This window comes from Sulfurimonas sp. NW9 (assembly GCF_051132275.1).
Classification (GTDB): domain Bacteria; phylum Campylobacterota; class Campylobacteria; order Campylobacterales; family Sulfurimonadaceae; genus Sulfurimonas; species Sulfurimonas hydrogeniphila.
On sequence record NZ_CP093236.1, the window covers coordinates 417,873 to 430,703 of the forward strand.

Annotated in this window: 11 protein-coding genes; 8 read left to right on the forward strand and 3 right to left on the reverse strand. The window is 38.7% G+C overall.

Annotated features, from left to right (window positions below; all coding sequences use genetic code 11):
- Position 1 precedes the first annotated feature (1 nt).
- Positions 2-1,204 (reverse strand): transketolase C-terminal domain-containing protein, encoded by a 1,203-nt coding sequence (locus MLC44_RS02460; protein WP_346389318.1) that lies wholly within the window; start codon positions 1,202-1,204, stop codon positions 2-4.
- 4 nt (positions 1,205-1,208) lie between these two features.
- A complete protein-coding gene (locus tag MLC44_RS02465) occupies positions 1,209-1,778 on the reverse strand; it encodes a carbon monoxide dehydrogenase beta subunit family protein (protein ID WP_151901043.1) in 570 nt (189 codons plus the stop codon).
- 725 nt (positions 1,779-2,503) lie between these two features.
- Between MLC44_RS02465 and MLC44_RS02470 the strand changes: the two genes are divergently transcribed.
- The 8 genes from MLC44_RS02470 to MLC44_RS02505 all read left to right on the forward strand — a co-directional run bounded on the left by MLC44_RS02470 (position 2,504) and on the right by MLC44_RS02505 (position 11,462).
- The gene (locus tag MLC44_RS02470; RefSeq protein WP_151901041.1) at positions 2,504-2,899 is read left to right on the forward strand and encodes a P-II family nitrogen regulator; all 396 of its coding nucleotides are present in this window, start codon (positions 2,504-2,506) and stop codon (positions 2,897-2,899) included.
- A 28-nt stretch (positions 2,900-2,927) separates the two neighbouring features.
- Positions 2,928-4,538 carry a proton-conducting transporter transmembrane domain-containing protein gene (locus MLC44_RS02475; protein ID WP_151901039.1) on the forward strand — a complete coding sequence of 537 codons (1,611 nt, stop codon included), beginning with the start codon at positions 2,928-2,930 and terminating at the stop codon, positions 4,536-4,538.
- Positions 4,535-5,266 carry a hypothetical protein gene (locus tag MLC44_RS02480; RefSeq protein ID WP_151901038.1) on the forward strand — a complete coding sequence of 244 codons (732 nt, stop codon included), beginning with the start codon at positions 4,535-4,537 and terminating at the stop codon, positions 5,264-5,266. Before MLC44_RS02475 ends, MLC44_RS02480 begins: the two co-directional genes overlap by 4 nt.
- Positions 5,263-8,139 carry a putative inorganic carbon transporter subunit DabA gene (locus tag MLC44_RS02485; RefSeq protein WP_434658338.1) on the forward strand — a complete coding sequence of 959 codons (2,877 nt, stop codon included), beginning with the start codon at positions 5,263-5,265 and terminating at the stop codon, positions 8,137-8,139. Before MLC44_RS02480 ends, MLC44_RS02485 begins: the two co-directional genes overlap by 4 nt.
- Before the next feature lie 75 nt (positions 8,140-8,214).
- Entirely contained in the window at positions 8,215-8,553 is a 339-nt protein-coding gene (locus tag MLC44_RS02490; protein WP_434658340.1) for a hypothetical protein, read from the forward strand.
- 189 nt (positions 8,554-8,742) lie between these two features.
- Positions 8,743-9,132, forward strand: coding sequence for a hypothetical protein (locus MLC44_RS02495; RefSeq protein WP_434658343.1), 390 nt, complete (start codon positions 8,743-8,745; stop codon positions 9,130-9,132).
- Positions 9,129-10,178 (forward strand): dipeptide epimerase, encoded by a 1,050-nt coding sequence (locus tag MLC44_RS02500; protein ID WP_434658345.1) that lies wholly within the window; start codon positions 9,129-9,131, stop codon positions 10,176-10,178. Before MLC44_RS02495 ends, MLC44_RS02500 begins: the two co-directional genes overlap by 4 nt.
- Before the next feature lie 3 nt (positions 10,179-10,181).
- The gene (locus MLC44_RS02505) at positions 10,182-11,462 is read left to right on the forward strand and encodes a GGDEF domain-containing protein (protein WP_434658348.1); all 1,281 of its coding nucleotides are present in this window, start codon (positions 10,182-10,184) and stop codon (positions 11,460-11,462) included.
- On the opposite strand, the gene nhaA is transcribed toward MLC44_RS02505, so the two are convergent.
- Positions 11,455-12,783: a Na+/H+ antiporter NhaA gene (gene nhaA, locus MLC44_RS02510; protein WP_151901033.1), complete on the reverse strand. Its 1,329-nt coding sequence runs from the start codon at positions 12,781-12,783 to the stop codon at positions 11,455-11,457. The two genes, MLC44_RS02505 and nhaA, sit on opposite strands and share 8 nt — an antisense overlap.
- Positions 12,784-12,831 lie beyond the last annotated feature (48 nt).

The window sequence follows — 12,831 nt, forward strand, 5'->3', positions numbered from 1 at the left end:
CTTATGCTCCTTTTCCCGGGTTGATTTTTTCCATTACTTCCGCAATAATTGCTTCAGCAGGCATACTCATACCGCCAGCGACTCTCGGTCCGCCGATAATGTCTGCTTCACACTTGTTGTAGAGTTCTTTTCTTACTTCTTTTTCCAGCCATCCGACAACATTGAATTCAGGTACAAATATGTGTTTGATACCTTCAACAGCCGCAAGAAGTTCTTTCGCAGGGAAAGGTCTGATTGTTCTTAGCTTGATAACTTTTGTTTTGATACCAAGTTTCATAAGCTCTCTGTGTGCTTCTTTTGCCTGGTTTGATGCCGTTCCGCATGTTACGAATGCAATTTCTGCATCATCTTCACCGGTAATGTGAATAAGACCTTTCAAGTAATGCTCTGCATAAGGGCGTGAACGCTCTACCGCTGATCGTACTTCCCACTGCCAAGAAGCGTGTGTTGCATACGAAATATAGTTAGACTTCATTACAAATGGATCTCTTAAGAAACGTCCCGGAGGTGTTTCAGAATCAATCGGAGGCAACGGAGCTCTGTACGGATCATACGGCTCTAATGCTATATCATCAGCCGGAAGCATAACTGCCTCTCTTGTATGTGATACAAAGAAACCGTCAACAACTGTAATAATCGGAACATGTACATCAGGCTTTTCAGCTACTGTAAATGCTGCAATTGACATATCGAAAAGTTCTTGAACATTTTCAGCATACCAAATCATACATCCGGTTTCAAGCATAAAAGAAACTTCCAGGTTGTCAGGTTGAATAGTCAGTGGCGAGTTAATACCACGGGCCATTAAAACCAGTTGACAGGGGATTCTTGTTCCAGACCACTGAGGAAAGTTTTCCATCGCTCTGAGTGTTCCCGGTCCGGAAGTTGTTGTCACTGTTCTGGCGCCTGCCATTGCACAGCCTGCAACTTCAGACATTACACCAAATTCGTTTTCCCCTCTAAAATAAGTACCGACATACCCTTCAGCCCATAATTCACCGATAAGGTGTGCTGCTTCTGACTGCGGTGTAATTGGGTAGGATACCGAGGCATCTACCGTACATCTTTTCATTGCTTCTTTTAAAACTTCAGAACCAGTCATGAAGTGTTTCTCTCTAGGAGCTTCGAAAAGCAAATAGTCTGTTGAAACTAATTTTTGTCCAGACCAGTTGTGTGTGTTTGTCATATCACTTCGTTTACTCATTGTTTTATACTCCCAACTCTGATTTAACTTCTTTAGCTATTTTGATGAACTTTTCAAGATCAGAAGCATGTTGGTCTCTAATAGTAGCCATTGCATCTTCATGTCCGGATAAAGCACACATTGCTATAGTGTAACAGTCTGTTTCTGCTCTAACAATCTTTAATGCAACATTTGCATAATGACAGTGAACACCGATAAAAATTGCTGCTTTGATTTTGTTTTCCCAAATCGTCAAGTTTGGATGATTTGGATTGATCTCAACTTCAGCATCAATTTTTGGATATTTTGGTCTGTAGTCATACATTGGAATCATGTTCGCATTCAGAACTTCTGCCATCTCTTTGATAAGAGTTGCTTTTCTTTTTGCTTCATCGCTCCATGCGTAAAGTACTTGTGGACCGGGGAAAATTGTTGCATTTTCTTTTGTCAACATCTGTTTTGCAATTTCTCTCATTGCCGTTTCTTCATCTACCACATCTTCTAATAAAAGTGCTTTTCCTTCTGGTGGTGTTATTACACCTTCATACGTAGCCGCAGGATATGGTGAATAATACGCAGGACCTTGGTTTGCCATAAGTTCTCCTATGATTTTTTTATTTTACTCTATTTTTTACTTAAATCTAAAACTTAGACTTAGACTGCTTCAACGTTAGGCATTTCCATCGTAATACAATCACGATTGAGCATATCAGTACATACGTATACACATAATGCACACCCTTTACATCTGTCTACATCAACCCAAGATGTATTTCCGCTTTTATCGAACATGAGTGTATTTGCTTCCGGGCAATACAGAGTACATGTATTACACTTGTACTCTGCACACATGTCAGCATTAACTTTTGCTACATAATACATTTTTTCTCCTATAAATGACTTAAACATAAAATACCAGTCTATTGAAAATTCAATCAATTCTAAGTATCTTTATCAATTTTGCGGCATCAAAAAATATAGAAATATACTTTTTATCAGCAACATTTTATGTTTTCAGTTGGGAGTTTACTTGGAAAGTCCTTTAAATTCTCTTTAATTTATGAGATAAATATTTTTTGTAAAACAATAAACCTGCACAAATAAGTTGTTTTGCCGGGTCTTATGCTACTTTTTGAAGCATTGAGGATATATTGGTGTTACAATATGTAGCACTTAGGATAGCCAGATTATCTCAAATGGCTGTATAGTGAGATTTAACCTAAATATTAGCTGTAGTAATCTGTGACTGATTCTATTTTTAGCCGAGCTTAAAAGTTATAATGTTTAAATTGCTGCCATATAAACAAAAAGGGGTTCCATATGGTTCAGGTTAATAGTATTATAGATCCGTCAGCACTTAATGATGTGTTGCATGGCTTAGAAGATGAGGGAATACAGGGTGTTACTGTAACAAGAGTATTAGGAAAAGGTTGCTGGGACGGTACAGAAACCGAATTGACAGAAAAGGTAATGGTTATTGTTATAGTTCCCAACAAGATATATAAAGACAAAGCAATGGAGGCTATTCGTGCAAATGCACAGGATATAGATCACGGTGCAGGAAAAATCTGGGTCGTGCCTGTGTTGGAGGTTGAACGTATCCGTACAGGTGAAAGAGATTTGGATGCTCTGCAAAAGACTATAGTGAAAAACAAAAAAAGATCGAATGATATTGATTTAGACGCTTTTAGTGCTATTGATACACCGGCGAGCTAAATATCTGCATTAGAAAACAGGAGTTTTAATGGAAAAAATTATACTGCTCATTCCGGGTATTCCTATTGTAATAGCATTTTTGCTGATTTTTGTGAAGAAAAAAGAGTTTATTCCGAAAATCAGTCTTATTTTGTCGAGTATGATAGCCTTGCTCGGACTGTACGGAGCGTATTATGTCATAAGTAATGATACACAAATCACGGGATTTGGCGGATTGCTTATATATAATCAGCTTTCAGCTGTTTTGGTACCCTATGTTGCAATTCTTGGTCTTGTCATTCGTAAATATGCTACGAAATACATGTGGGACGAAGCAGGGTATAAAAGATTTTTCATTCTTTTGAACTTTATTTTTGCGTCAATATATTTACTGGTTATGAGTAACAATCTGATTGTTTTGGCTCTGGCATGGCAACTGATGAGTATCGGTCTGTATTTGCTTGTTTCATTTAATGTCGGTTCAAAAACAGCTGTAAAAAATGCAAGATGGACTATGTACATACATAAAGGTGCCGATCTGGTTTTTTTACTGGCCGTGATACTGACCTATAAAACATTTCAGAGTCTGGACCTTGCAACATTGAGCGAAAAGTGGCTTCTTATGTCCAAGGGTCCGGTTGAAGATCCTGTGATCTTTGTTATAGGACTGCTTTTCTTGATTGCCGCGATGATGAAATCGGCAATAGTGCCGTTTCATATCTGGCTGCCTTACACTTCAGAAGCACCAACTCCGGTATCGGGATTGATGCATGCCGGTGTTGTCAATGTTGGCGGTATACTGCTCAACAAGCTTGCTTACCTGTTGATGCTGACTCCGGGTGTGCTTAATATCGCTTTTGGCGTAGGCCTTTTTACGGCAATATTTGCATCGGCTTTAATGCTGGTAGTTTCAGATATCAAGCGTTCTCTTGGATACTCTACCGTAGGACAGATGGGATATATGATCATGGAAATCGGTTTGGGTGCATTTTCACTTGCCATCTATCATCTTATTGTGCATGGTATATTCAAGGCAACACTTTTCCTGGAATCAGGCGCTTTGATCAAATATGCCCGGCATGATCCTAATATACCCGAACGCCTCTCCTATAAAGTATTTTGGGAGGATAAAACAGGCAACAGGAGCAACAGACTCTTTTATCTTATTGCAATTTTTACCATTTTGCCTGTTCTGGCTTTTATAGGTGTGAAAATGGTATTGAGCGAAGAGTTCTTTGAATTTAATGCGGCTATTGTTATACTGGCCTTTGCCTGGTTGACAGGAACTCAGCTTTTCCTGTCATTCTTTAAAGTGTCAAAATCTGACTCGATACAAGTCATTCTGGCACTTGTCAGTACATTTGTTCTGATTTTGTTTACCTATGAGTTTATCGGTCTGACACTTGAGCATTTTTTATATGGTGAGGATGCCTTACTCTTTTACAAAGCGGCAACACTGAATGTGACGATGGCAAGTTCCATGGTTATGCTGGCTGTCATTATGACCATTGGCTGGCTCTTTATGTATAAACAGCATTTTGTGGAAATTCCGAATGCCGACATAAAACCAAATAAAATGAAGTGGCTTTTTTACAAACTGCTGGCAAAAGAAGGGTTCTATTTTGAAATATTTAAGCGTTCTAAAAAAGGGAGACTATGATATCTAGTATTTTATTATTTGTATTGGCTGCAGGATTTCCTTATTATATTTTCCTGGAAAAAAGCAAGAAGATTGGCAGTAAAGGTATCTTTTTATTGAGCGGATTTTTGCTTTTATGTGCAATTGTTCTCTCTTTTTTTATAGTAAATGAACATCCGACTTCACTTGTCATGATATCTTTTTTCAGTGCATTGTATACTATATACAGGGCTACAAAAACAACAAATTTTTATAAACTCGGATACTATTTTGTTTTTATAAATGCTCCGTTTTTTATGCTTTTTGAAGACAAGGGAGCCTTTTACAGTCTCTCTTTGCTGGTTTCTCTTCTTGGGATCTATTTTATAGGAAGGTTTTATGAAAAAAATTACGGCAGTGCAAATTATCTTGCCGTAAGAGGTATAACACTTGCCACACCTTATCTGAGCATCTATATCACTGTGTATCTGCTTTGTATAGCTCTCTATCCTCCCTTTCCCAATTCGCTCTTTTTTTTGAATTATCTCTTTACGGGGGAACCGTTTGGGCTTTGGTCTATAGTTGTTATAACGCTTTTTATAGGAAACTTTTTCTTGGCTATGAGAGTTATGGAAAAGTCACTTTTTGGAAAGCCGAATTTAAATATTCACTATGTGGATTTAACTTTTAGAGAAAAACTGTTGCATTTATCTGTTGTTATAGTCTTACTCGGACTGAGTATATATGGACTGAAGGAGCTGCTTTTATGAGTACAATCATGCAAAAACTTGATGCTGTCAAATCAACGGTACCCCATTACTGGCCAATCGGTGCATTTATTCATCACAACCCTTTAAAAGGTTTTGAACATCTCCATTTTAAAGAGGGAGTGGCCAAGGCGCAGAGTATCTTTGGCGGGAATGTTTACATGCAGCCGTCGTATTATCTGAATCTTTACAAAGAAGGCAAAATCAATTCTGATTTGCTCGAAGCAAACTTAAAAGAGATACTCAAAAGTGACGGATTGCAAGAACATTATGATCTGGCAAAAAAATGTCTGATAGAAGTCAATCCGAAATGGAACAGTCTTAGAAGTACTGCAGATTTAAACGAACATGAAATTGATGAAGATCTGTTGGCATATCTTGATGAAAAGTTTTTCTATCACAATAAAGAAAAGTGGATAGAAAAACTGACAAAGCATATGACACTCTATGAGATCAATGATATTCTTTTTGATCGTGATGACAAAGAGATGATAGAAAAAGATATTATTGAGTATATCACCAGGTTTTTGGATGAGGAACAGACAACCATCACTATGCCAAACAGAGAACTGGGAATGTTTGAAACATTCAAACTGTATGAAAACTTTGACTATGCCAAGGATTCCGAATCTTTCGTAAATGAGGCTCTTCAAAAGCTGAAAGTGAAAAATGTTGAGCAGTATCTACTGGCGCATATTTTAAAACTGCACGGATGGGCAGGGTTTATAAAATACCGTTCCGAGGATCCTGACTATTTTTCACAGCAGGAGTATCCGTCATCACTGATGGACTATATGGCTATCAGACTCTATTTTGAACTTGCCTACCTTCAGCACAGACAAATCAAGAACTTTGAATTGCTGGACTCTTTTGTGCAAAAAAACAGTGCCTGTGTCATTTTGAGAATACTGCAGGCAAAAGGGGATCTGCCCGGCAAATATATAGATGCTATACAGGAACATCAAAATTATGAGCAGATTTTGGAAAACTATGTGCAGGATGAACTCAAACTTGATGCCAAACAGGTACACCTCTCAAGTGCCCAGCTGAACAATAAAGAGATTGCCTTGACAGAGTTGGCAAAAATCATGGAAACATTACGCTCCCATGAGGGATATATCTGGCTGAAGTCCCTTGAAGACAGCTATATTCATGCTTTTATTGATGAGATGAAACTGACTCAAACAGCTAATGGGCAGAGGCCTCTGGCTTCTGCCACATTTTGTCTGGACGTGCGTTCGGAACTGATGAGAAGATCTCTTGAGAGCAGAGGCAGTTATGTAACATACGGGGCAGGAGGTTTTTTAGGTTTTCCTATTGCCTTTGTGGAGTTTGACAAGGCGCATGAACAGTTTTTATGTCCGGCGGTGGTAAAACCCGGCAATATTATATTTGAACTGCCAAAAGAAGCGCATGAAGAGTACAGTTCGAAAAAAATTATGAACAAAACTACGAAAAAAGTTTTAAGTGATCTGAAAAACAATCCTTATACTCCTTATATAATGGTAGAGGCAATCGGCTGGATCTTCGGAATAAACCTTTTTGGAAAAACATTTTCTCCAAGAAAAACAAACAGGTTTTTGTCCGGCTTTAAGGCACAAAAACCTAAAACCACATATACTCTGGACAAACTCTCAGATCAAGAGATAGAAATGTATGTCAATAAAATGCACAGATATGTGATTGTAGAAGCTTTGAAAAACAGTGCATCGCAGGAGTACACGGCAGAAGAGATTCAGGCCATTCGCGATCATTTGGTTTTTGAAGAAGAGTTGTCACTGGATATTCCAAAAGAGTTGCTGGAAAAACTGCGCACAAAGTATAAAATAACACGAAAAGATTATGAGTATCAGAAGAACAAACTCAAAATGGTCGGATTTACTCTTGAAGAGAAAGTAGAATATCTGTACAGTTTTTTAATGATGATAGGCCAAGTGGATAATTTTGCCGAGTTCGTCATTCTCTGTGGACACCAAAGTGTTTCGGACAACAATCCGTTTGAGTCGGCACTTGACTGTGGCGCATGTGGCGGGAGCAGCAGTTTGCCAAACAACAGAGCTCTTTGTATGATAGCCAACTCGCAAGATGTAAGAGAGGCCATTGCCCAAAAAGGGATTGTCATTCCGGATGATGTCAAGTTTATGCCGGCTTTACATGTAACGAGTACAGATGAGATAAAGTTTTATGATACAGATATCCTAACGCAAGAAGAGATGACAAAATTTACAAAAGTTATGAAGGATTTTGAAGAAGCTTCAAAAATTTCGCGTCAGGAGAGAATCACCCAGTTGCCGTATACAAATACCCAGGAAGATATCATTGTAAAATCAATGGACTGGTCAGAACCAAGGCCGGAGTGGGGATTGGCAGGAAATATGGGTGTTTTTGCCGGTCCAAGAAGTTCTATAAAACATATGGCATTTAAAAACAGACTCTTTATGCACTCGTATGAGGCTTCTTTGGATAATGAAAATGCGGATATTCTGACAAAAATTTTCAACGGACCTCTTATTGTAGGTGAGTGGATCAACATGGAACACTATTTTTCTACGGTAGACAATGCCGTTTATGGAGCAGGTTCCAAAGTCTACCACAATATTGTTGCCAAAGTCGGGGTTTTTAACGGTAATTACGGTGACCTTAAAATAGGACTTCCTACGCAATCTGTTATGCTGGAGGGTAAAGCCTATCACGAACCTGTCAGATTGCTTACGTATATGGAAGCTCCTTTGGAAGCAGTGGGCAAGGCGGTTGAAAATTCGGTGGCCAAAGAGTTTATTTTAAATGAGTGGATACGACCTGTTATCATTGACAAAAAAGCGAAGAAGGTATATTCGTATGAATCAGGTGATTTTAAAGTTATAAAAGAGTTTTAATAGTATGTTTTCTTAACCATACTTTTAAGCGCAAAGTGATATAAACAGAGATTACTCTATACAAAGGAAATATTAATGTATATAATAGAAATTGACAAAGAATGCAGTTGCTTTAAAAAAAGCGGGTTTGAAAACAATATGACATTTGATTCAAGAGAAGACATGATCAACAAGGCAAGAGTGTTAGAGTGTCGTATGAATCAAGAGTTTTGCATGAAACACTTTTTTCAGGCTGTAGATTACGGTGACAAAATCATCATTCACAGTACTGTAAGACCTGTGGAAGACGAAGATGAAGATATCGAGGATGCAAGAGACCTGGTGCAAAGAAGCGGTGTAACCATCGGATTTGACGCAAGTGAAAGCACACCAAACGGAAAAGAAAACTGCAGCACTCCAAGTTCTGATTTTTAAAGCCAGGCATCTTTTTTGGAACCGGTACTTCAGTGCCGGCTGAGAGTGCCCGCAAAAGCAGTAACAGTCGGCACTACAGAAAAAAATTTAGTTTTTCTCACAAGTCATGCTTTAGCATAAAAAGTACCAATTCCGAAATATTGCTTATTTTTCTTTTGCTATACTTACAAAAAAAGTGAGTGAAATTTGATGCAGGATTATCTTATTGTCTTTATTGTGCTGTATATGCTTTTGGAGTTTTATGAAGTGCAGTGGCAAAAGGCTGGGACACTTATGGACATGTTGGCACGGATGTACCGCTATTATCATAAAAAAGTTCTTCTTTTTCTGATTATGCACCCGACCTTTTATTTTGCCGTCTGGTTTTTGTTTTATACCCACTATAATCCCTATGCTTTGGCATTACTCTCTTTTAAAACTGCTGATATTGTAAGTAAAATTATTATGATTGATCAGGTTTTTATAAAAAAAGAGATATCAAAAGAGTTTGCCCAGGTATTGCTGACTCCCATAGGACCGTATTTGCCGTATGTGGGACTTTTGCTTTATCCGTTTTTTATCTATATGGCCTCAGTGTGAAAATACAGAAGATAGAAAGACAGATAAAGAAAAGAGCACTGAAAACCCCTTTTGTTACCGCGCTGCGACGGGTGGAAAATGTTGAGTTTATACGGCTAAGGATTACATGTGATAACGGTCTTTATGCTTACGGTGAAGCGCCTGCCACCAAAGCAGTGACAGGAGAAGACCTGCAAAGCATTGCAAATGCGATTGGCGGGTTGCAAGATGCCTTGCTTGGCCTGACGCCGGGTGAGGCTTTACATGTAATCCATGGCAGTACAATGGGTTCGAGTGCAAAAGCCGCTCTTGATATGGCAGTTGTCTCTTTGCTGGCACAACAGAATAATCAGACACTGTTACAGTATCTCGGTACAAAAGATTTTTCTCCGATTTTTACCGATATTACTGTCAGTCTCAATGATGCAGACATAATGCTCTCAGATGCGAAAAAAGCTTTTGACAATGGATTTCATATTTTAAAAGTAAAGCTTGGCAGTGATCTGGAGCATGCTGTTGCAGTTACAAAAATGATTACTGAAACGCTTGTAGATGCAGAGGTGCTCATAGATGCCAATCAGGCGTGGAATCTTGAACAGTCACTGTACTATGTTGAGGCGGTAGCGGGATTACATGTAAGCCTGATTGAACAGCCTGTAGTTGCAGATGATTTACAGAGCCTCAAAACAATAACCCAAAAAAGCACTGTTCCCATTCTTGCGGATGAAGCGGTATTTACTCTTGAAGATGTAAAAAAAGTGTATGAAGAGGGCTGTGCAAATATGATAAATGTCAAACTGATGAAGTGCGGCGGTGTGAGCAGGGCACAGGAGATTTTGGAATATGCCAGATCCAACAACATAGAGTGTATGCTGGGGTCTATGCTGGAGGGACCTGTCTCCATACATGCGGCTCTTTGTCTTGCCTTTGCATACAGAGATGTTGTAAAGTATGTAGACTTGGACTCTCCTTTATTGTATAAAGATACGCCTGAGATTTTGGGAGAATTTGGTATAATACGCAACACAATACAGAGTCTTGCAGGTTCGAACATTTATAAAGGTTGAGAAATGAAATATGATTTTTCCGGGGTTTTAGAGGGTGATTCGGAGCTGATTTATACCGAACTCAGAGACAGATATTTAACCTGTATAGAATCATATGCCTGTGAGCAGGTGATAAAAAAGTTTTATCTGCGAATTATTAATTTATTTCATCAGTCATTCACTTCGAATGATATAAATACTCTCTACAAAGAGCTGGCAATGTATAAAATTTCGATGAATGTTCCCTACATTATTATGACCAACGAAATATACGGGCTGAAAAACCTTTTGTTATCCAGAATTGCGCAAAATATTGAGAGTAATAAAATTTTGAATCTCATATCCCTGTTTAAAGAGATAAACAATGGTGTTGCCTATATCTATCTCTCAAGATATACACAGGAAATTTATACGGTCAATAACAATCGGCTCAGTTCTTTATCTGATCTTTTGGACAAAGACATTATCATAAAACACTATGAAGCGCATCTAAAATGGCTGAATGAGTTGGCAAAACATATTAACAGTTTTGACAAAAATAATTTTCCCGAACTTGACGGGATGCAGTGTGACTTTGGGCTGTGGCTAAACAATCATGCAAAAAAAATCATCCAAAACAATTCAAAGCTTGATGTTTTGACACGGTTGCATAATGATTTGCATATGTTTGCAAAGAAAATATTTGTAAATTTAACAACATCGGAGTATCATGTACTTATCTCCTATTTGGAAAAATGTGAGCTTATCTCTTTGAACATCGGTACAGAGTTGGCACTTATTGACAATATCGAGATGAATAAAAAAATGACCAAGGACAATCTGACAGGTGCGCTCAATCGAAATTCCCTGGAACTGATATTTAAAACCCAATACGAACTCTCTTATGCCACAGGGAACTCTTTTGTTCTTGCAATGTGTGATTTGGATTATTTTAAAAATATAAATGATACCTACGGGCATGTCGCCGGAGATAAAATGTTGCATTTTTTTGTTGCAATTGTGAAAAAACATATCAGAACTTCTGATATTGTCATCCGATACGGAGGCGAAGAGTTTATGATAATTCTCTCAGCAATACAAAAAGAGGAAGGCTTTAGAGTCCTCGAAAAGATACGCCAGGCTTTTGAAGCCGCGGTACTTGAAGCGGATGGACAAAAGTTACAGGCCACTGTAAGCATGGGGGCTATGTGGATTAAGCCTGATAAAGTATACAGGCATGCCCTGCTTGACGAATATGTAATGATTGTGGATAAGATGCTTTACTGTGCCAAAGAGAACGGAAGAAACACGATTGAGGCTATTTAGAGACAACAAATCTCAGCCAGACAAAGCCCAAAAAACCTGCAAGCAATGAGGCCAGCAGTATTCCTGTTTTTGCCTGAAAAATCAGTGTGCTGTTGCCTGCAAAGGCCAAATCAGCGACAAAAATACTCATCGTAAAACCAATACCGCCCAAAATGGCAACACCAAACAGCTGACTCATGCTGCTGTTATGCGGCAGTCTGGCAATGCCGAGCTTCACACTCAGGTAAGAAACCCCGAATATACCAATGACCTTGCCCAGCAGAAGCCCAGATACTATACCCAGGGAGACAGGATTGGCTAGACTTTGACTAAATGATGTAAAATCCAAACTGACACCGGCATTTGCAAGTGCAAAAAGAGGAATGACAAAGAGTCCTATGGGAAGGTGAAGCGCATGCTCAAGCCTCAAAGCAGGAGAACTTACCAAGTCAATTCTGTCTTTGAGGTTTTGCAAAAGGGCTCTTTGTTTTTCATGCATTGTGTGATCGGTGGCAATGGGATAGTTGTCATATTCGTCAAGCAGATTTTTGGTATGTGTTGTAAAATCCAAAGGAGTATAGCTGGGCTTGGAGGGAATTGCAAAAGCGGCAATAACACCGGCAATTGTCGCATGGATACCTGATTCGAGCATAAACAGCCACATAAAAATGCCTACAATGAGATAGGGCAAAAGCATGTGAATGCCAAAACGGTTAAAGGCCACCATAATGAAAAATGACAAACCTGCCAGAAAAAGAGGGAGAATATGAATTTGTTCGGTGTAAAAAAGTGCAATAACTACAACGGCCCCAAGATCATCTACAATAGCAAGCGCAATCAGGAATGTAACAAGTGCCGGAGAAATTCTGCGTCCTAAAATCACCAAGGCACTGATGGCAAATGCTATGTCTGTGGCCATTGGTATGCCCCAGCCGTTTGCACCGGGACCGTCTGTGTTGATGCTCATATATATGAGTGCAGGAAAAACCATACCGCCGACAGCTGCAAAAATAGGCAAAATGGCAACTTTGATATTTGAGAGTTCTCCGATGAGAATTTCCCGTTTGATTTCAAGTCCTATCAAAAAGAAAAAGAAGGTCATCAGTCCGTCATTTATCCAATGGCTGAGTGACTGTGAAAGTTTCCATGAACCTATAGAAACAGATATGGGCGTATGAAATATATCATAATAGAGTCCGGAAAAAGGTGAGTTGGCAAGGATAAGAGCAAGAATAGTTGTAAAAAATAAAATAAGTCCCGTAGTTGTTTGTGCATGAATGAAATTTTCCAAAGGAGTGGAAATTTTTTCAAAAGCTTTTTCCCACGGTGCGTATAACTTCATTTGCCATTCCTTAAATATCAGAGATCAATTATAACACTAAATAAGAAT